At 38.7% G+C, this 20,094-nt stretch carries 19 protein-coding genes; 5 read left to right on the forward strand and 14 right to left on the reverse strand.

Translation table 11 applies throughout. The features are described from left to right. Window positions 1–168: 168 nt before the first annotated feature. Window positions 169–894 carry a tetratricopeptide repeat protein gene (locus AAEY68_RS00840; protein ID WP_007582012.1) on the forward strand — a complete coding sequence of 242 codons (726 nt, stop codon included), beginning with the start codon at window positions 169–171 and terminating at the stop codon, window positions 892–894. A gap of 130 nt (window positions 895–1,024) precedes the next feature. Here the strand turns inward: AAEY68_RS00840 and AAEY68_RS00845 are convergent, their stop codons facing one another. From AAEY68_RS00845 to dnaK, 12 genes are all read right to left on the reverse strand, one after another. After that, window positions 1,025–2,443 (reverse strand): coniferyl aldehyde dehydrogenase, encoded by a 1,419-nt coding sequence (locus tag AAEY68_RS00845; RefSeq protein WP_024593160.1) that lies wholly within the window; start codon window positions 2,441–2,443, stop codon window positions 1,025–1,027. A gap of 256 nt (window positions 2,444–2,699) precedes the next feature. Further along, a complete protein-coding gene (locus AAEY68_RS00850) occupies window positions 2,700–4,175 on the reverse strand; it encodes an SLC13 family permease (RefSeq protein WP_024593159.1) in 1,476 nt (491 codons plus the stop codon). Between the two features lie 8 nt (window positions 4,176–4,183). Further along, window positions 4,184–5,140 (reverse strand): porin, encoded by a 957-nt coding sequence (locus tag AAEY68_RS00855; protein WP_024593158.1) that lies wholly within the window; start codon window positions 5,138–5,140, stop codon window positions 4,184–4,186. Window positions 5,141–5,314: 174 nt separating this feature from the next. Next, window positions 5,315–6,679 carry a sigma-54-dependent transcriptional regulator gene (locus AAEY68_RS00860; protein ID WP_350585349.1) on the reverse strand — a complete coding sequence of 455 codons (1,365 nt, stop codon included), beginning with the start codon at window positions 6,677–6,679 and terminating at the stop codon, window positions 5,315–5,317. After that, the gene (locus tag AAEY68_RS00865) at window positions 6,672–8,402 is read right to left on the reverse strand and encodes a sensor histidine kinase (RefSeq protein WP_010553936.1); all 1,731 of its coding nucleotides are present in this window, start codon (window positions 8,400–8,402) and stop codon (window positions 6,672–6,674) included. The genes AAEY68_RS00860 and AAEY68_RS00865 overlap by 8 nt, the downstream gene beginning before the upstream one ends. Before the next feature lie 170 nt (window positions 8,403–8,572). Further along, window positions 8,573–8,836, reverse strand: a complete 264-nt coding sequence (locus AAEY68_RS00870; RefSeq protein WP_010553937.1) for a CBU_0592 family membrane protein — start codon at window positions 8,834–8,836, stop codon at window positions 8,573–8,575. Window positions 8,837–9,039: 203 nt separating this feature from the next. Beyond that, entirely contained in the window at window positions 9,040–9,291 is a 252-nt protein-coding gene (locus AAEY68_RS00875; protein ID WP_350585350.1) for a hypothetical protein, read from the reverse strand. A 146-nt stretch (window positions 9,292–9,437) separates the two neighbouring features. Next, window positions 9,438–9,806 carry a response regulator gene (locus AAEY68_RS00880; protein ID WP_010553939.1) on the reverse strand — a complete coding sequence of 123 codons (369 nt, stop codon included), beginning with the start codon at window positions 9,804–9,806 and terminating at the stop codon, window positions 9,438–9,440. A 91-nt stretch (window positions 9,807–9,897) separates the two neighbouring features. Beyond that, window positions 9,898–10,302 carry a DUF1761 domain-containing protein gene (locus tag AAEY68_RS00885; protein ID WP_024591801.1) on the reverse strand — a complete coding sequence of 135 codons (405 nt, stop codon included), beginning with the start codon at window positions 10,300–10,302 and terminating at the stop codon, window positions 9,898–9,900. A 150-nt stretch (window positions 10,303–10,452) separates the two neighbouring features. Further along, complete coding sequence (gene ybaK, locus AAEY68_RS00890; RefSeq protein ID WP_350585351.1) at window positions 10,453–10,914, reverse strand: Cys-tRNA(Pro) deacylase; 462 nt, start codon at window positions 10,912–10,914, stop codon at window positions 10,453–10,455. 98 nt (window positions 10,915–11,012) lie between these two features. Further along, complete coding sequence (dnaJ, locus tag AAEY68_RS00895; RefSeq protein WP_010553942.1) at window positions 11,013–12,152, reverse strand: molecular chaperone DnaJ; 1,140 nt, start codon at window positions 12,150–12,152, stop codon at window positions 11,013–11,015. A 202-nt stretch (window positions 12,153–12,354) separates the two neighbouring features. Further along, the gene (gene dnaK, locus AAEY68_RS00900; RefSeq protein ID WP_008171317.1) at window positions 12,355–14,268 is read right to left on the reverse strand and encodes a molecular chaperone DnaK; all 1,914 of its coding nucleotides are present in this window, start codon (window positions 14,266–14,268) and stop codon (window positions 12,355–12,357) included. A gap of 242 nt (window positions 14,269–14,510) precedes the next feature. Between dnaK and AAEY68_RS00905 the strand changes: the two genes are divergently transcribed. Next, a complete protein-coding gene (locus AAEY68_RS00905; RefSeq protein WP_165724924.1) occupies window positions 14,511–15,326 on the forward strand; it encodes a thioesterase family protein in 816 nt (271 codons plus the stop codon). Here the strand turns inward: AAEY68_RS00905 and AAEY68_RS00910 are convergent. Further along, window positions 15,315–16,061 (reverse strand): substrate-binding periplasmic protein, encoded by a 747-nt coding sequence (locus AAEY68_RS00910; RefSeq protein ID WP_350585352.1) that lies wholly within the window; start codon window positions 16,059–16,061, stop codon window positions 15,315–15,317. The genes AAEY68_RS00905 and AAEY68_RS00910 overlap by 12 nt on opposite strands. A gap of 164 nt (window positions 16,062–16,225) precedes the next feature. On the opposite strand from AAEY68_RS00910, the gene AAEY68_RS00915 reads away from it, so the two are divergent. Genes AAEY68_RS00915 through AAEY68_RS00925 form a run of 3 tightly spaced genes read left to right on the forward strand, consistent with a single transcriptional unit; the run spans window position 16,226 to window position 19,652 of the window. After that, on the forward strand, window positions 16,226–17,392 hold the full coding sequence (locus AAEY68_RS00915; protein WP_024593151.1) for a paraquat-inducible protein A: 1,167 nt from the start codon (window positions 16,226–16,228) through the stop codon (window positions 17,390–17,392). Next, the gene (gene pqiB, locus AAEY68_RS00920; RefSeq protein ID WP_350585354.1) at window positions 17,389–19,044 is read left to right on the forward strand and encodes an intermembrane transport protein PqiB; all 1,656 of its coding nucleotides are present in this window, start codon (window positions 17,389–17,391) and stop codon (window positions 19,042–19,044) included. Before AAEY68_RS00915 ends, pqiB begins: the two co-directional genes overlap by 4 nt. Next, a complete protein-coding gene (locus tag AAEY68_RS00925) occupies window positions 19,044–19,652 on the forward strand; it encodes a PqiC family protein (RefSeq protein ID WP_007582431.1) in 609 nt (202 codons plus the stop codon). Before pqiB ends, AAEY68_RS00925 begins: the two co-directional genes overlap by 1 nt. Here AAEY68_RS00925 and AAEY68_RS00930 read toward each other — a convergent pair. Further along, window positions 19,649–19,990: a GNAT family N-acetyltransferase gene (locus AAEY68_RS00930; RefSeq protein ID WP_350585389.1), complete on the reverse strand. Its 342-nt coding sequence runs from the start codon at window positions 19,988–19,990 to the stop codon at window positions 19,649–19,651. The genes AAEY68_RS00925 and AAEY68_RS00930 overlap by 4 nt on opposite strands. Window positions 19,991–20,094: the final 104 nt, after the last annotated feature.

The raw sequence follows: 20,094 nt of genomic DNA on the forward strand, positions 1-20,094 counted from the left end.
TAAACGTTTAAAATGCGCAAATAGTGCAAAAATTTAATAATTTAGCATTTAACTAAAGTCTGTTTACCTTTCGGGATTAAAACTTGTTCTATTTAGGCGCTATTTAATCGCGGCAAGATATACTGGCCCTAAAACCTATCGTAACTATTACTAATTGGAGACATTAATATGTCACAGTTTAATTTGAAAGCACTCGTTCTTGCTGGCGTTTTACTTGCCAGCCCTTTCGCTCATGCAACATTAGAAGATGGCATAAGAGCAGCTAACGAAGGTGAATTTGCAGTCGCCCTAAAAGAGTTTCAATACCTTGCCGATAAAGGTTTTGCACCAGGAATTTACGAACTAGCTAAATTATACGAAGGTGGATACGGTGTAACACGCGATTACCGCAAAGCAGCTGCGCTTTATCAACAAGGCGTTAAAAAGAACCATCCGGATTCAATGTTTGCGTTAGCTGTTTTATACGACGAAGGTAAAGGCGTAAAGCTTGATCACCAAATGGCTGTTACCTTATTTGAAAAAGCAGCCAATAAAAACCTGCCTGCAGCTCAGTTTAATTTAGGTGTAATGTATTCCAATGGCGTGGGCGTTACGCGAGATTATGAAGCGGCACGCAACTGGTACGAAAAAGCAGCTGCAAACAATTACTCTTTAGCACAATTCAATTTAGCCCTCATGTATTTTGAAGGGCTAGGTATGCCAAAAGATTTAGAAAAGTCATACATTTGGAATACTATCGCTGAGTACAACGGCAATATGCAAGCGAGTCATAGCCGCAAACTTGATGAGCGTAAAATGCTGCCTAAAGAAATTGAAGAAGCTAAAGAAAAGGCCGATGCCATTTATGCAAAAATACAAGTGGGTACTTATGCTGGCGAAGGTCGCTTATTTTAAAGTTTAAGAGTTTAAGACCTTAGTTTGAAACTAATCTAAAAAGGCTGAATTACATAACGTAATTCAGCCTTTTTAATATCTTGATTTAGCAAGTTCAAAATCTATTCAACTTTACAAAATCAACATACTCTTATTTTATGTAAAGCCACTTTAGTAGCTTAATAAGAAGTTTGCTTTGTTTTAGCAGCATAACAATACGAGGATTAAACGAGCCCGATACTAACGTGTTTTTAGCATGGCTAAACGTTAAAAACCCTTCTATGCCATGATAATGCCCCATTCCTGAATGCCCTACACCACCGAAAGGGGCATCGTCAGCAGTTACTTGCACTAACGTATCGTTTATCGCCACAGTGCCACTGATTGTTTGCTTCATAATATATTCTTGAGCGTGCTTATCTTGCCCTAAAATATAAAGCGCTAACGGGTGATGATGTGCTTTAATGTAATCAATTACAGTGTCGAGCTTTTCATAACTCATTATTGGTAATATTGGACCAAACAACTCGTCTTGCATAAGCTGCATGTCGTCAGTAACTTGAGTAACGATATGAAGCCCCATACGATGCTTTTCTGCATCTTGTTGATTTTGTTCAAGTGGCTTGATGATGCTTGCGCCAAGCTCTTGTGCTTGCTCTAAGTAACTTGCTAAACGTTGATAGTGTGCATCACTAATAATAGAGGTTAAGTTTTTACCTTCAACACCCTCTTTAAAATGCTTTTTATATAGCTCACATAACTGCTGAATAAGTTGATGCTCAAGCGCTTTGGGTACAAATACGTAATCGGGTGCTACACATATTTGCCCTGCGTTGGCCATCTTGCCAAATAGTAAAGCTTGCGCCGCTTTTTTAATATCGGCATTTTGAGTAATAATAACTGGCGATTTACCACCGAGCTCAAGCGTTACGGGTGTTAAATTACGACTAGCCGAAGCCATTACTAATTTACCTACGGCCGTTGAGCCCGTAAATAATAAATGAGCAAATGGGAGAGATGAAAACTGCGCGGCTACGTCGCTACCGCCTTGTATTATTTTGCAATGCGTTTGCATGTCGTCTTTAAATATTTTTTCGATAACGACGTTTGTGTGAGGTGTAAACTCGCTTAATTTGAGCATGACTCTATTACCGGCAGCTATGGCGGTAAGCACAGGTACTAACGCTAGCTGAATTGGGTAATTCCACGGTGCAATAATACCGACTACACCCTTGGGCTGGTAATTAACACTGACTTTTGAAGGCCACAAACTTAAACCCACAGAGCGATTACTTGGCTTTGCCCATTTTGGTAGCTTTTTGATAATGTGCGCGAGTGTTTGAACCGTAGGTAATATATCGCCAAGTAGAGTATCGAAAGCGGTTCTGTAACCAAAGTCTTTTGAAGCAGCATCCACTAGCTCTTGCTCAAGTTCAACAATACGTACACGGAGTTTTTTTAATAAAACGAGACGTTTATCAATTGGCAAGTAAGGTGTTTCGAGAAAGCTTTTTTGCAATTCATCAAATTGAGGAATTAAAGGCATTGCCTGTGATGTGTCGGTGCTCAAAATAGATTACTCAATTTTTAAAGTTACCGCAGACTATAACCTTGTTCTGTTTTTCGAGCAATAACACTAATTTGCTTGAAAGCGTAATATATAACTTGAGTTTTTAAGGGTAAATCTACCCTAAGCAACTCTTTTGAACACTAATGGCGTGAATTTAACTGAAATAGATTAGATATAAAGAGTAGCTTTGCTTTAAGTTATAACTTTAAACAAAACTACTCTGATATAGGTTGGTTGGAACTAATTTAGTACAGTTTTAAAAGCCAAATACTTGCGCTGCGATAGTCATTGTCACTAGCGTAATTAATACAATGGCGACAATATTTAGCACAAAGCCGGCTCTTATCATGTCGCGCATTTGAATTTGCCCTGAGCCAAACACAATAGCGTTTGGTGGTGTCGCTACCGGCATCATAAACGCACAACTACACGCTATAGCTGCAGGAATAACCCAAACTAAAGGCGAACCTGTTATAGACTCTGCAACGGGTCCTAACAAAGGAAGAAAGCCAGCTGCAGTCGCTGTATTGCTAGTGATCTCAGTTAAAAATGTAATTAATGCCACAACAACAAGTACACTCATAACAAGTGGAATGGCACTAGCGCCTTCAATTAGGTGAGCAATAAATTCAGCAAGCCCTGATGACTTAATTTGAGATGCAAGTGTAAGCCCGCCACCAAATAATAATAAAACGCCCCACGGCACTTTAGCTGCGCTTTCCCAATCAAGAATACGTTCGTCACTGCCTTTGTTTGCAGGCAAAACAAATAGTAATAATGCAGCGGCAATCGCAATACCCGTATCAGAAATTTTAAGCCCTGTTATGTCGCCAAGTATAGGTCTAAATATCCAACACAGTGCTGCTAAAACAAACACAAATAACACGCCTTTTTCGGCACGTTGCATTATACCTAGGCTTTTTAGCTGCGTTGAAAACACCGCTTTTGTATCAATTTTTTGATCGTTTTTAACATTAGCATCTACTTTATACGCAAATTTGGTAAGCCAAACCCAACTAATAATAAGCATACTTAAAGACAGTGGTACGCCTACAATCATCCACTGAGCAAAGCCTATTTCAATTTGGTAACTGTCAGATAGGTATGCAGCCATTAATGCATTAGGCGGTGTACCAATTAAAGTAGCAATACCACCAATGCTTGCACCATAAGCAATTGATAGTAGCAATGCTTTGCCAAACCCTTCATTACTTGGGTCTGATTGCTTAACCAAATTGGTAATTGAAAGTGCAATAGGTAGCATCATTACGGCTGTTGCGGTATTAGACATCCACATCGACAAAAATGCAGTTACAAGCATCATTGCTAAAATTTGCAAACTTGGCTTTTTACCCGCATATAACATGGTGCTAAGCGCTATACGTTTATGTAACCCCCATCGCTCCATAGCGATAGAGATTAAAAATCCGCCTAAAAATAAAAATATTAGTGGGTGCGCATACGGTGCAGCCACACTTTTTATGGCTTCTATATCAGCAAGTGGTGATATTACCAAAGGGAGCAAAGCTGTAGCAGGAATTGGCACTACTTCACTTACCCACCACGATGCCATCCAAAATGCTAAGCCTGCTGTTTTAAATGCAGCAACCGACATACCCTCAGGTGGGTTTACTAGACAGGTAAGCAACATAACGCTTGGGCCCAGTAATAGCCAAAACCATTGCATACTCTGTTTTTTAGGAGAATTGTTTTTTAAAATTTGTTGAGTCATTACTTTTCCTAAAATTTATATTTAAGGCCAAGAGCAACACTGCTGTCGTCTTGTTCTTCTAAATTAAGATCGGTATATAAAAGATAAGCTGTAGTTTGCTTATCAAATACATAATCAAGGCCTGTGCTCCATTGCGTTGCCTCAGATGCTTGACGAAGAGTTGAGTCATCTTTAGCAAATTGAATTTTTGGCACCCACTTATCAAGTGTATAACTGGCACTTAATACGTAACCATTGCCCGACTTACTGCCATCTACTGATTCTGAATGCTGGTACAGCGCACCTAACTGTAATTGTTCGAACTTATAAACACCAACAAGGCGGCTTGCTTTTACATTGTTAAGTGAATCTACATGACTGAACGACACATAATATGAAGTACTTTTTAAATTACGGTCGCCATAAATAAGCGTAGCAGCAAAGCCTGCTTTATCGTCTTTATTGTCATCTTTTGGCGCATAAGTAAATGAAAACTGCGTATTATGCCAATAGTTTGAGGTGTAAGTTATAGTATCACCGAGGCGGTCTTGGCCTGCAATAACCTGTGCCATATCGGCTTGAGTTTCGTTAAAGTTATCGAGTTTACCTTCAGAATATTTAAAACGAGTGTCGTTACGACCTACAACAACTTCACCAAACGCGCCTTTTAAACCTAAGTAAGTATTACGTGCTGTGAAAGGCTCTTGCGTATCATCTTCTTCAAAACCTTTAACTTGTACCTCATATTTAAAAACAGCACTTAAATATTCGTTAAGTTTATGATCGCCCTTAATACCAATACGCGAGTATGGCGCTTCAATTTGAGTACCCTCTTCGGCATAACGCATTATGCCCGTATCAGTACTGGCAATTTGTACTTCAGCTTTACCGTATACAGCGTACTCTGCAGCAAAAGATGTGTGTGAAAACGTAGCTAAGCAACCATAGGATAGAAATAAAATACAGGTGTGTGTAGTTTTTGTCATCGTGTGCCCTAATTATTAGAATCTACTTGTTGTAGCGCTAATAAGGCAACTTTACTGCCAAGTGTATAAAAGCAATCTATTTCAATACCTTACTAAAATAAGTCGTTTAATTTAAATAAAAGGGTGTGAATTACCACACATAAGAAAGTAGGTCCTGTCACCAAACCCACACATTTAGTCAGTAAACATATCTCTATTAAGATTGTATTTACTCATTTTATCGTAAAGTGTTTTACGGGCAATTTGCAGTGTTTCCATGGTGTTTTTAATACTGCCGTGGTTTTGCTCAAGCGCGTACTCAATAAGTGACTGCTCATAAAAAGAGACTTTTTCAGATAAGCTTAAATCGGGAGATAAGCCACCTAATTGTTGTGTTTTAACTTCAGCAAAGGCAAGTTCGGCACCAAGTAATACAGCTCGCTCTGCTTGATTTCTTAGCTCTCTCACATTGCCCGGCCAGTCATAGGCAACTAACCGCTGTTGTATTTCGTAATTTACTGCCGCCGGCGGCTTATGATAGCGAGTTGCAGCAATAGAGCTAAAGTGTTTAAACAAAAGTAATATGTCAGCTTTTCGCTCTCGTAATGGCGGAATATTAACGTTAACCAAACTAAGTCTGTAGTATAAATCAGCTCTAAAATCACCCTTTTCAACTAACGCAAGTAAGTCTACTTTAGTAGCTGCAACAATTCTGATGTCTAAATCAATTGCTTTGTTATCGCCTACAGGTGTTACTTTTCGCTCTTCTAATACGCGTAATAACTTAACTTGCAGTGCCATTGGAGTGCTTTCTATTTCATCTAAAAAGACCGTACCACCTTGTGCATATTCAAACTTACCTTTTCGACTTTGAGTAGCCCCTGTATAGGCACCACTTGCTGCACCAAACAATTCGCTTTCTATTAACTGCTCTGGTACTGCGCCACAATTAATAGCAACAAAATTACAGCTAGAGCGATTACTTTGATCGTGTAGATACCGCGCTACAAGTTCTTTACCTGTGCCAGTTTCACCTTCAATCATTACATCGGTTGGGGTATCTATAATTGTGTTTAATAAGTGCATCATGTTTTGCATTTTAGGTGTGTCACCTAGTATGCGTACACCTGGAGCTGAGGTTTTCTGTACAGCCACTTTTAATGCGCGGTTCTCCATAACAAGGCTTCGTTTGTCGCACGCTCGTGCTATGCAATCAAGAAGATGTTCGTTAACTGGTTTTTCAAATAAATCATACGCACCTAATTGCATCGCTTTAACTGCTATCGATACATCAGCGTAACCAGTTAAAAATATTACAGGGAGCTCACTATCAAAAGCCGTTATTTGCTCTAAAAGCGTTAAGCCATCCATGTTCGGCATATTTATATCGCTCAGCACAACTCCAGCAAAGCGCCTATTGAGTTTGCTAAGAGCAGTACTTGCGTCATTAAAGCACTCAACGGTGTATCCTTCGAGAGTGAGCAATTGCTTTAAAGAGTCTCTGATCATTGCTTCATCATCAATGACTATTATGTGATTACATGGGGAGCTATCAATCATCTTTATTTTCCTGCCTGTTAGAGAGGCTAATTATAAATTCAGCCCCGCCTTCAACTCGATTGTGCGCGCTCAAACAACCATTAAACGAATCTATTATTTGTTTTGATATAGATAAACCAAGGCCTAAACCTTTACTTGATTTAGTACTATAAAAAGGTTCAAATAAATTACCAAATGCATGTTGCTCAATACCAGAGCCAGTATCTAAAATCGACAGTTTTACTCGCTCTTCAAAACACTCCAGCTGAAAACTTAAGTTACGAATAATTGCGCCATTCATAGCTTGGCTAGCATTAGTAATTAAATTAACGAGTACTTGTTCAAATTTAAGCGAATCGACCCACACAACGACTGTTTCATCAAACTGAGGTGGCTCTACTTGTACGTTATCTTGCTTTAACTGCGCGCTAGAAATCATTAATGCGTTATTAACAAGCCCTGCAAGAGGGTAAGGTCTGAGCTGCATTTTTGAAGGTTTACTAAAATGCTTTAACTGACCTACAATTTGGTGCACTCGATTAACTAATCCCTCAATCACTACTAAGCTTTCACCAAGTGCTGAAGTATTTCCTTTAGCTAATAAACGCTTTGCTGAAGCTAAATAAGTATTAATAGCACTGAGCGGCTGGTTTATTTCGTGGTTGATTCCTGCACTTAGCTGTCCTATTGTCGCAAGCTTTGCAGATTGAACTAAAGCCGTTTGTACTTTTTCCAAAGCCTGAGTGCGCTCAAGGACTTCAAGTTCAAGGCTATGTCTGGAGTACACCAGCTTTTTATAACCCGCAAACCGAGTTAATAAAATATAACTAATAATAATAACTAAGCTACAGATAATAAATACCCAAAATAAGCGAGGCAGTTGAGCTGAATTAACTTTTGTTATATCAACGAGTACGTTCATTGTGGCATTAAAATATCGTAAAGGTCTTTGCGACATTACGTAAAGTTTTTTATCTATTTTTAAATGTTTAATACCTTCATTAGAAAATTGAAACTGCTTTATATACAAAGGCTGATGATCTAAATAAGCCCGACGTGATTTAATATCTCTGCGCATAGTTATATCAAGTTCAGTGAAGCTGTTTAATCGCCACGTTTGCATATCTGACATTGCAATTACCTCATCTGCAAGCTGCAAAAAAAAGTGACTACCCTTTGAAGTATTTAGAAGCTCTCTGTCATCCTCAAATTTACTTACATTCACTTTTAACACAACAACACCAATGGCTTTATTGTCGCGATATACTGCTTGTGAAAAGTAAATACCACGCTCTTTAGAGCGCATGCCTAATGCAAAGTACGCTACTTTTTCGCCTGCAAATGCACGTTTGAAATAAGGTCTAAACGCAAAGTTGCTACCTAAAAAAGTATAATCTGCTTGCCAATTACTACTGGCAATAACTTCGCCTTGAGTATTTAGAACAAAAATATCTGAGGCACCGCTAGCTTGTTGAATATCAGCAAGGTAGTTATTAATAGCGTTATAGTGCTGTGGCTGCGCATCTACAAAGTCTATCATTAACGAGTTATAGGTAAGTAACTGGGGAATAGCAGAAAAACGAGCAAGCTCAGTATCAATATAGTTATTTAATTGCGTAACTTGGCGCTCAGCCTGGTAGGTTGCTTGCTCAACATCATGAGAACGACCAAGCCAAAACGTAACAACTAATATAAGTACGAGTAACACACAAACAGTAATGATTTTTTTAGAAAAAGAAAACATGAAGAACTCGCAAAAAATAGCCAAGAAAATTTTAGGGCGCTAGTGTAACGGCTAATCTCTAGCAGAGATATAAACTTTTTGTTAACAACAGTTTTAAAGTGTTTAAAAACAAAAATCGCCGTAAACAACTATGTTTACAGCGATCTGTTTAGCATTAAATTAAAAAACAATTAATTTGTAGCTAATGTTGATCTATTTTTAACATATTTATATAAGCCAATTAACGACGCTGCAATCCAAAATATTTCGATTACAAAGCTCGCTAAATTAAAGTTATAACAAAGGCTAATTAACAGTAAAATTGCCCCTGTTAAATTCATCATATTATACGTTAAGCTAGCTGGAGATGTTTTACCTAGCTGCAGTAAAAAAAATGAACCAACTACTAAAAAAGTACCTGTCATGCCTATGATGTCAAATAAGAGTGCTATCACGAAACTATCCTTTATCCATTTTTAAATAACCCAATAAACTGGCCCGATCCATGGGGAGGGTATTTTTTCATTCATTGAAACAGCAAACCGGGCGATTCTATCAATATGGTAAATTCTAACAAGGCCATATGTCCGCATGCACAAGGCTTTATACTTATTCGCTTAATTAAGTATTATTGCAGTTTAATATTACTTCATATACCTTATTTAAAGGTTACTTTGCCGCCAATTATTTTATAGGCAGGCGCACCGCGAATAATCGCTTCTCGGGCAAATGGCCGGCTACAGTTAGGGCAAATACAAGCCTCTGTTGTAAAGTCTTGGCTAATACGCTCTTTAAAGCACTTAACTAATGCTCCTTTCCCCCCTTTTCGATATTTAAATAAAGAGCCTTTACAAGCAGAGCAAAAAATATCAACCGTTTTAGTAGGGCCTTTTTTGTTGGGTTTTGCCATTACGTCCTGCGGTATTATATAAAGAGTAATTAGCAATTATATCAGTTTAGATGGGTAAAGGTTACCACCTCTGACTTAGAATTTAGATACGGCAAACTTAATCTATAAAACCCCATTACATATAACCTTTATAAAATAAACACATCCTAATCTTTAAAAAAGAAGCGGTTTAACTGAGATGACAATACATTCATATTAAAAGGTTTGACTATAAACCCTGATACCTTAGCTGCAATAACTTGCTTAACTTTATCTGTACTGTCTTCACAAGTAACCATTAAAACGGGAATATCAGCGAGTTCTTTATCTTTTCGAATGTTAGTAAGTAAACTAACGCCATCCATTTTTGGCATATGAAGGTCAGTAATAACCAAATCGAAATGTTGATTACGCAGAAATACCAAAGCTTGCAATCCATCAGTTGCTTCAACGATATTGCTATACTCTAGTTTTCTAAGCATATTAATTAATACGTGTCGCATGAGTGGCATATCATCAACAACTAATATTTTCATTAGTTTCTTTACCAAATTGTATAATGGGATTATATAAAACTACTCTACTCGTAGATAAGGATCAAATTTGGATTTGCTGATTATTTAAATCTTACGGCCATATCCCTAAAATGAGCCCCATTAACGAAAATTGTAAAATATGGTACCCCCCGTTAATTAAAAAAAGCTTTAGAGGGCGTTGCTCAAATATATAACTCAATCCAAATGAACTACTGATCCAAAAAAAGCCGATCACGAAGCCGGTTCCTATACTTTCACCTACGCTTGCATCCTTACCTAAAAAAAGAGATAGCATTAAAGCCGCTATAAAAACTAAAAAAAAACTGCCACCAAATATCAACTTAGGGTTAGCCGATTGTAAATCCAGATCAGTTAAGCCAATACTTTCTAGCCATGCATTTTTAAAGAGAGCTTTTGAATACCATATACCGCCAAGCATAAAAGAAGACAGTGCAGCCACTAGTATCGCAAAATAATCTACATCTAAAAGGTTCATACAAACAGCCGTATACAAAAAGTGTAATACCGTTTGGTATTAAATATTAACGGTATAAAGATACTCCCAATGTAGTTATAAATAGGGGATTGAGCAAATGGCCTTACTTAAATTAATTTTTGGTATAGAAGGTAATTATAAAAATAAAATTTATAAATCGCCAAATTTTGCATTGGTCAATAAGGCTAAATCAGTTGGCGAGAGTGCTATTTCTAAGCCTCTTTTTCCGGCGCTCACATAAATAGTGTCAAAGAGAGAAGCACTGCTATGAATAAACGTAGCTAGACGTTTTTTTTGTCCAAGCGGACTCACCCCTCCTAAAATATAACCGGTACTAACTTGTACTTTTTGTGGGGCAGCCATAATTACTTTTTTAGCACCACATAGTTTAGCTAACTGTTTTAAATTGACTTGTTGAGATACTGGCGTAACAGCAACAATCAGTTGCCCTTCATGTGTTTCAAGTACTAAGGTTTTAAATACATGTGCACTGTCTAAATTTAACTTTTCAACGGCTTCAAGCCCGTAATGACTATTATTCTTATCGTGCTCATAACTGAGTACTTCAAAGGTTTTTTTTTGCTTTTTAAGTAGATCTATTGCTGGTGTCATGCTGTTTCATCTTTTTTATTCACAGTAACAAAAATTAAGTTTAAAGCAAAAAAAAACGACGCTAAAAGCGTCGTTTTTTTGTTCATAATAATTTAAATTTATTTAGTTAAATCATCAAAAAACTTTTTAACACCGTCAAAAAAGCCTTGCTCTTTAGGACGGTTTTTAGAGCTATCTGTGCCCATGCTTTCATCTAACTCTTGAAGTAGTTCACGTTGACGCTCGTTAAGATTAACTGGCGTTTCGATTACCACTTTACAAATTAGATCGCCTTGTGCACCACTGCGTACAGACTTAACACCTTTGCCACGCATACGGAACATTTTGCCCGTTTGAGTTTCAGACGGTATTTTAAGTTTTGCACGACCATCAAGTGTTGGCACCTGAATTTCGCCACCAAGGCCTGCTGTAGTAAAGCTAATTGGTACTTCACAATATAAATTATTCGCTTCACGTACAAATATTTCATGTTCACGAACCGATACTTGCACGTACAAGTCGCCCGACGGCGCGCCATGCATTCCGGCTTCGCCTTCACCCGTTAAGCGAATACGGTCGCCTGTATCAACGCCAGCTGGAATTTTAACTGAAAGCGTTTTAGTTTTTTCTACGCGGCCTTGTCCATGACAACTGTTACAAGGGTCTGAAATAATTTGACCTTGTCCCTGACACGTTGGACACGTTTGCTGAACAGCAAAGAAACCTTGGCGCATTTGCACCTGGCCAGCACCATGACATGTAGTACATGTTTTAGGCTTAGAACCCGCTTTAGCACCACTGCCATCACATGGCTCACAACCAACCCATGTAGGTACTTTAATTTCAACTTCTTTACCACGAACAGCTTCTTCTAAGCTTAAGTCCATGTTGTAACGTAAATCAGATCCACGTTGTTGACGAGATTGACGTCGACCACCGCCGCCACCAAAAATATCGCCAAATACATCGCCAAATACATCACCAAAGTCGCCATGTCCGCCACCAAAACCACCGTGACCACCGCCACCACCTTGTTCAAAGGCTGCGTGACCATGTTGGTCATACATTTGACGTTTTTGATCATCGGTTAGTATTTCGTACGCTTCTTTAACTTCTTTAAATTTTATTTCGAGATCTTTATCGCCTGCGGTACGATCTGGATGATATTTCATCGCTAAGCGTTTATACGCTTTTTTTATGTCTCGCTCACTCGCATCTTTGCTTACGCCGAGGACTTCGTAATAATCGCGTTTTGACATATCTATCACACTACTCTTTTCTGTTTACAGCGTAAGCTGCTGGATAAACCGATAAATCGCATCGATTTATCATTGAATTTTTAAACCTTGAATACATGCAAAAGGCGCGACAAGCTATTGCTCGCGCGCCTCAATTGTTCATCCTAACCTAAACACCTAACTGAGTTAAGTGTTTTTGGCTAGCGAGAAGCGGTAGCAACAATTACTTGTCGTCTTTCACTTCTTCGAACTCTGCATCAACAACGTCGTCGTCTTGCTTAGTTGACTGTTGTTCGCCAGCGTCTGCTGAACCTTGCTGTGCTTTCGCTTGAGCAATTTCCATTAGTTTTTGAGACTTTTCAGCAAGAGCTTGAGTTTTAGCTTCAATCTCTTCTTTATTGTCGCTCTTAATTGCAGCTTCTAAATCTACAACAGCCGCTTCAATTGCTTCTTTGTCTTCGTTTGGTAATGCATCGCCAGCTTCTTCAATTTGCTTACGTGTACCGTGAACTAAAGCGTCAGCTTGGTTACGAGCAGCTACAAGTTCTTCAAACTTTTTATCGTCTTCAGCATGTGCTTCTGCATCACGAACCATCGCTTCAATTTCGTCATCGCTTAAGCCTGAAGATGCTTGAATCGTAATCTTTTGCTCTTTACCTGTATCTTTATCTTTCGCAGATACATGTAAGATACCATCGGCATCAACATCAAATGTTACTTCGATTTGTGGTGTACCACGTTGTGCTGGACGAATACCTTCTAGGTTAAATTGACCTAGAGATTTATTGTCGCTTGAACGTTTACGCTCACCTTGAAGTACATGAATTGTTACAGCAGATTGATTATCTTCAGCTGTTGAGAACGTTTGCGATTTCTTAGTAGGAATCGTCGTGTTTTTCTCAATCAATGCAGTCATTACTGAACCCATTGTCTCAATACCTAGAGATAATGGAGAAACGTCTAGTAATAGTACATCTTTAACGTCACCAGCAAGTACACCACCTTGAATCGCTGCGCCTACGGCTACTGCTTCATCAGGGTTAACATCTTTACGAGGTTCTTTACCGAAGAACTCTGCAACGATTTTTTGTACTAAAGGCATACGTGTTTGACCACCAACAAGAATAATGTCGTTGATGTCGCTTACTGATAAATCAGCATCAGCAAGTGCACGTTTAAGTGGCTCAATTGTTTTAGTTACTAAATCTTCAACTAGTGACTCAAGCTTAGCACGTGTTAGTTTCACGTTCATGTGCTTAGGACCAGATGCATCAGCAGTTACATACGGAAGGTTTACTTCTGTAGACTGTGCAGATGAAAGTTCAATTTTTGCTTTTTCAGCAGCTTCTTTAACACGTTGCATTGCAAGCGGATCATTTTTAAGGTCTAAGCCTTGATCTTTCTTGAATTCAGCTACTAAGTAGTTGATTACGCGGTTATCGAAATCTTCACCACCTAAGTGAGTGTCGCCGTTTGTAGCAAGTACTTCAAAAGTGTGCTCGCCTTCAACTTCATCAATTTCAATGATTGATAAATCGAAAGTACCGCCACCTAAGTCATATACTGCAACTACGTTTTCGCCACGGTTTTTATCCATACCGTAAGCAAGTGCCGCAGCCGTTGGCTCATTGATAATACGTTTAACTTCAAGACCCGCAATACGACCAGCATCTTTCGTAGCTTGACGTTGTGAATCATTAAAGTATGCAGGTACTGTGATTACGGCTTCAGTTACTTCTTCACCTAAGAAGTCTTCAGCTGTTTTCTTCATTTTTTTCAGTACTTCAGCAGAAATTTGTGGTGCAGCGCGTTTTTCGCCGCCCGCTTCTACCCATGCATCGCCGTTATCAGCTTTAACAATTTTAAACGGCATGATGCCGATATCGCGTTGTACTTCTTCGTCTTCAAAACGACGACCAATTAAACGCTTAATTGCAAATAATGTGTTTGTCGGGTTAGTAACCGCTTGACGCTTAGCAGATTGACCTACTAATGTTTCGCCGTCTTGCGTGTAAGCAATAATAGACGGGGTTGTGCGATCGCCTTCCGCGTTTTCAATAACACGTGCTTTGCCACCATCAAGTACTGCAACACAAGAGTTTGTAGTACCTAAATCGATTCCAATAATTTTACCCATGAAACTTCTCCAACTTCAATATTCGTTAATACGTTCGATGACATAGTAAATAGGGATGCGCCAAACTTATTTCAACTGTAAAAATGAAAAAAAATTCATTTTTTATGATTTATTTACAAAATAACCCTAATAATTGTAAGGAATGGTGATTTTTACACCGCCAGGGACGCTTTTAATTACTGGTCTGACTAGTTTGATTGTGTTATAAATTTATTAAATCGCACTACAAAAGGATATCTTCTATGCATTTTGAACAATTACTTCAGCAAGCTTCAAAAATTGGAAATTTAGACAATACCGAACAATCAACTAGCACAATGCAATTCCCAGAAAACTGGTGTCAGGGCAGAACTGCTTTTGGTGGGCTTTCGGCTGCTCTGTTATATCAAGCAATCAGAGGCAAGGTAACGGATGATCGTCGCTTACTTTCACTCAGTACTAATTTTGTAGGGCCATTACTTGCCGATACCTCTTTTTCATTGTCTGTTGAAATACTGCGCCAAGGTAAAAGCAGTACACAGGTACTTGCCAAAGCGATTCAAAATGAACAAGTGTGCGTAATTGTACAAGCGTGTTTTGCTAAAAGTAGAGAGTCGGGTATTAATGTGCCTGTTTCGAAGTCTTTGGGTTTAAAGCCAGTAGATGAGCGCCACACGTTACCTTTTATAAAAGGTCAGATGCCTGAATTTTTCCAACATGTTGATTTATGCCCCCAACAAGGTGCTATGCCATTTAGTAGTGCAGAAACTTCTCACTTAGGTGGCTGGATGCGGTTTAAACATACGCCCGAACAAATAACTGAAGCCCATGTGATTGCACTTACCGATGCATGGCCGCCAACACTTTTACAAATGTTTAAACAACCCGCTCCTGCAAGTAGCATGTCGTGGTATTTAGAATTTGTGCAAGAGCCAAACTTAACACCTGGAGAATGGCTTGGCTTTGAAGCAATTACTCATCATTCAAAAGATGGTTACGGTTTAGAGGATGGCTGTATATGGTCGCAGTCGGGTGAGCTAATAGCGCTTACACGTCAAACAGTGGCTTTATTTGATTGATGAATGGGTTTGGCCTTCATCAACAATCCTTTTATAAGTACCATTTTGCTTGATGAGCGCCAAACCAATATCAAACTCAGTAGCTAAAACGAGGTTATTAAAATAAGCAGGTCGATCTGCTTTTGGAAATAAAGTGTAAATTTGCACAGTTTCGGGGGATTTATGTTGATTGTAGTAATAGTAAAAAATACGCTTATCTAACACAATTACATCAACCCAACCTTTTAACAGCTTATCTACCTGCGCTTTTTGATTAATAACCTCTTGATATGAGCTAAAGTGTTTAACATTCCTTTTAAATATAGGAGGCAGATATGCCGTTGCATTTTGAAAAGCAAGAACGTTTTTATTAAACATGCCTTCTATTTTATCGATGTTATATTTATTTCGCTTGAGTGTAATGGCCACATTTTCGTAACTAAGTACCGTTTTACTTGGATAAATACCCGCACTAATTCCTCCAGCATAATTTAAAAGTATATCTACTCCATTATTATGTAATTGATGCTCAGCGCGTTTATTCGACATATATTGCACATTAATATTGGCAAATCCATTGGCCTTTAACGCGGCTTTTATTAAATTTAGGTGTATACCCGAGTCCGTTTTTACAAAAACATAGGGTGGAATTGATGCGCTCGCAGCGATCATTACCTCTCGCTCTTTATTAATAGCCACAGCATTTTGCGAGCAAATAAAGAGCCACATTAATATGTAGTAAAAATAATATTTCACACGCTTCCTTTATATAACGAACAGCTTGATAGCAGAACGCGTTGTATTAATGTATTAAATATAGCAAAATTAAAGAAATATTCTTCTTGCTTGGTATTAAATTGCAAACTGTATGCCCCTGCTGCGATCTGATCATAGATATACCTCGCATAATCGCAAAACAAATGGCGATATGCCCACATTGCCACCATAAACTTTGCGAAGCCGATGTTAATCACGATAGTCGTATAGTTGCACTAAGCTTTAGCGCACTATTAATGCTGCTGAGCAGTATGTTTTACCCTTTTATTTCTTTTAGCAGTAGTGGTATTACTCAAACTATTACTCTGCCCGACGCGGCTCGAATTTTATTTAATTACGATAGTGAACTGCTTGGCTTATTTATTGATTTGAGCATTATTGCTCTGCCTATGGGTTTGCTTCTTATTTTAATTCCTTTGCATCTTGGGCTTTTAAAAACATTACCAGAGGGCATAGCAAGGCGACTACTAAAGTTCACCCTTGCGTTAGAGCCCTGGATTATGTCGGAAATATTTTTAATTGGCGTACTTGTTAGTATGGTTAAAATCATGTCGCTGGCTGATATTAGCTTTGGCACGAGTTTTTGGGCTTATGTGGGGTTTGTTATTTTATACATAGCCGCGCTTGTTCACTTAAATCGCCCACGCTTATGGGCTCAAATAAAGCCTGTAAAAGTACTCGAAGGCGCAGAGCATGCTAAACGTGCAATAGATGAAAATATTAAAGCTTGCCATGTGTGCCATCAACTTTGTACAGGTAATGTATGCCAGCGTTGCCATACTAAAACACATGTCAGAAACCCTTACAGCGTACAAAAAGCAGCAGCTTGGCTAATTACCTCTGTTGTTTGTTATATTCCAGCTAATGTTTTGCCTATTATGCATACCACTAGTCTTGGGGATGAATCCCCTTCAACTTTAATTGGTGGCGTAATTACACTTTGGAAAAGTGGCTCCTACCCTATTGCCGCTATTATATTTTTAGCCAGCGTTGTGGTGCCACTTGCTAAAGCTTTTGTATTGAGCTTTTTATGCTTTATGGTAACGAGACCTGCCAATAGACATACAAAAAGTTACACCCGAATTTATCAACTGACTGAGTTTATTGGAAAATGGTCGATGATAGATGTATTCGTGGTTGCTATTTTAGTTGCCTTAGTTCAACTGGGTAATTTAATGTCAGTAACACCAGGATTAGGCATTGTATTTTTTACAGTTATGGTAATATGCCAAATGATGGCTGCCCATGCCTTTGACCCACGCTTGTTGTGGGATTCCCCTAAAAACAAAAAATCAGAGAACAAAGCATGACCGAAACTGCCGAAATAACAAAAGAACCGAAAATTTCCGCTATCTGGATCATTCCGGCAATTGCGCTGTTAGTGGGCATGTGGATGTTATACCAATACCAAGCTAATAAAGGCCCTACAATTTTTATCGAAATGCCACAAGCTGAAGGCATTATTGCAGGTAAAACTGAAATAAAAGTGCGCAGTGTAAAAATAGGTCAAATTGATCATGTTCGACTATCAGACACCCAAGACAGCGTTATTGCCCGTGCGCAAATAGACAAAAACTACAATAACTTATTAACTGATGATGCCAAAATTTGGGTTGTAAAACCACGCATTGATGAAACGGGTATTAGCGGAATGAGTACGCTATTGTCTGGTGTATATTTAGAGTTTTCACCCGGTGAAAGTAAAGAGCTAAAAGAGCGTTTTAAATTACAAGACGAACCCGCCCTCATTGGTAAAGATGTGAAAGGTGGCCGTTTTAAATTAATGAGTTACAACGCTGAAGTGCTTGATGTGAGTACCGGTATATTTTTCAAAAATTACAAAATAGGTCAAATAGAAACCGCCACTTTTGATTGGGAAAACCAGGCAATGAAGTACGGCGTATTTATTAAAGAACCTTATCAAAATCTCATCACCATGAACTCTATTTTTTGGGTGAACGCAGGGATTGAAATTGACCTATCTGCCGATGGCATCAATATTAATACGGGCTCTTTAAGTAAACTTTTAAAAGGCGGCATTTCGGTTGGCTTACCTGAACAACAGGCCCCGGGTGAAATAGCACAAGATGGGCATAGCTTTTCGTTAAGCCAAAGCTATAAAGAAGCGCTAGAAGAGCGCTTTTACGATTTTGATTACTACCTCATTGAATTTGAACAATCAGTTCGAGGACTACGCACAGGTGCTCCTGTCGAATATAGAGGTATGCGTGTAGGTACTGTTGTTGAAACCCCTGCCAATGTAATTATTGACGGTAAACCTGCCCACTTTAGAAACCATAATACGGCGGTTCCAGTACTTATAAAAGTAGAATACGGACGCTTGTATCACGACAGTGCCTCAGCTAAAGAGTATTGGCAAGGTAGTTTAAAAGGCTGGATTGAAAGTGGTATGCGCGCCTCGTTAAAGCCTGGTAATTTATTAACGGGTGCAGTATACGTTGATTTTGATATATACCCAGATGCACCGCAAGCACACCTAGGTAAACTTGTGCAGTATGATGTTTTTCCGAGTATTTCTAGCGGCATAACCGTATTAGCAGACCAAGTCTCTGACGTACTTAATAAAGTAAATAACTTAAAAGTTGAAGGTAGCTTAGAACAAATGCAAGCCACATTTACCGATTACCGAGCGCTTGCTAATGAAATGCGAGAGTTACTAAGCCAAAAAGATACACAAAACTTACCAGGCGACTTTAATCGTAATTTCGAAAAGATGACAAAAAGTATGGAGCAGTTTGAAGTAACTATGCGCCAATTTGATAAAACCATGGCCAGTTACCAAGCAGGTTCTGAACTCCATCATCAAATACAGCAAACATTAAAAGAGTTTAAACGTTTAAGCGAGGGCCTACAGCCTCTAACTCGCGGATTAAACGAGCAACCTAATATGCTAATTTTTGATAAATCATTACCAGCAGATCCAAAACCAAGGAAGCAATAATGAAATCGTTATTTTTAACTGCAAGTTTATTATTACTATTGGCAGGTTGTAGTTCATCAATACAAACTGCGACACAGTATTACCAGTTTGAGCAGCCTATTGGTGCCTCTTCTCGAAATGTGACAGACACAGACGCGCAACTAAGAATACAAACAGTTGTACTTAGAGGTGCTTTAAATAATTTAGGTATTGCTATGAAAATAGATAGCAACCAAATTCATGCCGCAAATTACAACCTGTGGGGCGAATCGCCGGATGTAATGCTCACTGCAACAGCCCAGCAAACTCTTTTTAATGCTATGCCAAATTGGATGGTAATAAAGGGCTTGCCGGTAATTACTGAACTCGATCAACAAACGTTTTATGAGCTTGAATACGAAATTCACCACTTTAATGGCGACATGGAAGGTAACGCTGATATTTCAGGGCTTTGGCGTTTATATTACACACACCCTGAAACAGGCCGACGTCTTATAAGTATTCATAATTTTTCAAACCTAGTGCCTATAGATGATGATGGATACGACGGTTTAGTTTCAACGCTTGAAGCAACATGGCTAAATATAAACCTAAATGTTGCAAAACAAATAGAACAAGCAAGACTTTAATCATTAAGTGAAAATATAATTACGGCGGTTTTATCATTATTGATAACCGCCTTGCCCTCTATTTTAAAGCCCAATTTTAACAACACACTCTGCGATGCCCTATTATCAGGTGATGTTATTGCACACAGTTTTGTAATTCCAAATTCATGCTTATGGTGCAAAAGTGCGCTGGCCGCTTCAAAAACATGGCCTTTTTTTTCAAAACCACTTACAAGAGCAAAACCTAAATCAGGTTGTTGTAACGCTGCTCGTTTATAAAACCCAACAACGCCAACCACTACAGCATTATGCAAAGTAATAATGTAAGGCCCAAAGCCTTGGCGTACATGAGAAGCAATAAATGACTAGGGCCTGTTGACCTTTCAGGATTAAAATTTGTTCAATCTAGGGGCGATTTAATCGCGGCGTGAGGTTTGTAACCTAGTGGGCTAAGTAAAAACCG

It is taken from the genome of Pseudoalteromonas sp. RB2-MNA-CIBAN-0110, assembly GCF_040309305.1.
Classification (GTDB): Bacteria; Pseudomonadota; Gammaproteobacteria; order Enterobacterales; family Alteromonadaceae; genus Pseudoalteromonas; species Pseudoalteromonas arctica.

Coding starts and splice junctions, on each gene's coding strand:
- AAEY68_RS00850 (WP_024593159.1), bottom strand. CDS start 4,175: ATGACTCAACAAATTTTAAAAAACAATTCTCCTAAAAAACAGAGTATG.
- AAEY68_RS00905 (WP_165724924.1), top strand. CDS start 14,511: ATGCATTTTGAACAATTACTTCAGCAAGCTTCAAAAATTGGAAATTTA.
- AAEY68_RS00925 (WP_007582431.1), top strand. CDS start 19,044: ATGAAATCGTTATTTTTAACTGCAAGTTTATTATTACTATTGGCAGGT.
- AAEY68_RS00865 (WP_010553936.1), bottom strand. CDS start 8,402: ATGTTTTCTTTTTCTAAAAAAATCATTACTGTTTGTGTGTTACTCGTA.
- AAEY68_RS00875 (WP_350585350.1), bottom strand. CDS start 9,291: ATGGCAAAACCCAACAAAAAAGGCCCTACTAAAACGGTTGATATTTTT.
- AAEY68_RS00885 (WP_024591801.1), bottom strand. CDS start 10,302: ATGAACCTTTTAGATGTAGATTATTTTGCGATACTAGTGGCTGCACTG.
- dnaK (WP_008171317.1), bottom strand. CDS start 14,268: ATGGGTAAAATTATTGGAATCGATTTAGGTACTACAAACTCTTGTGTT.
- AAEY68_RS00880 (WP_010553939.1), bottom strand. CDS start 9,806: ATGAAAATATTAGTTGTTGATGATATGCCACTCATGCGACACGTATTA.
- dnaJ (WP_010553942.1), bottom strand. CDS start 12,152: ATGTCAAAACGCGATTATTACGAAGTCCTCGGCGTAAGCAAAGATGCG.
- AAEY68_RS00840 (WP_007582012.1), top strand. CDS start 169: ATGTCACAGTTTAATTTGAAAGCACTCGTTCTTGCTGGCGTTTTACTT.
- pqiB (WP_350585354.1), top strand. CDS start 17,389: ATGACCGAAACTGCCGAAATAACAAAAGAACCGAAAATTTCCGCTATC.
- ybaK (WP_350585351.1), bottom strand. CDS start 10,914: ATGACACCAGCAATAGATCTACTTAAAAAGCAAAAAAAAACCTTTGAA.
- AAEY68_RS00915 (WP_024593151.1), top strand. CDS start 16,226: ATGGCGATATGCCCACATTGCCACCATAAACTTTGCGAAGCCGATGTT.
- AAEY68_RS00855 (WP_024593158.1), bottom strand. CDS start 5,140: ATGACAAAAACTACACACACCTGTATTTTATTTCTATCCTATGGTTGC.
- AAEY68_RS00860 (WP_350585349.1), bottom strand. CDS start 6,679: ATGATTGATAGCTCCCCATGTAATCACATAATAGTCATTGATGATGAA.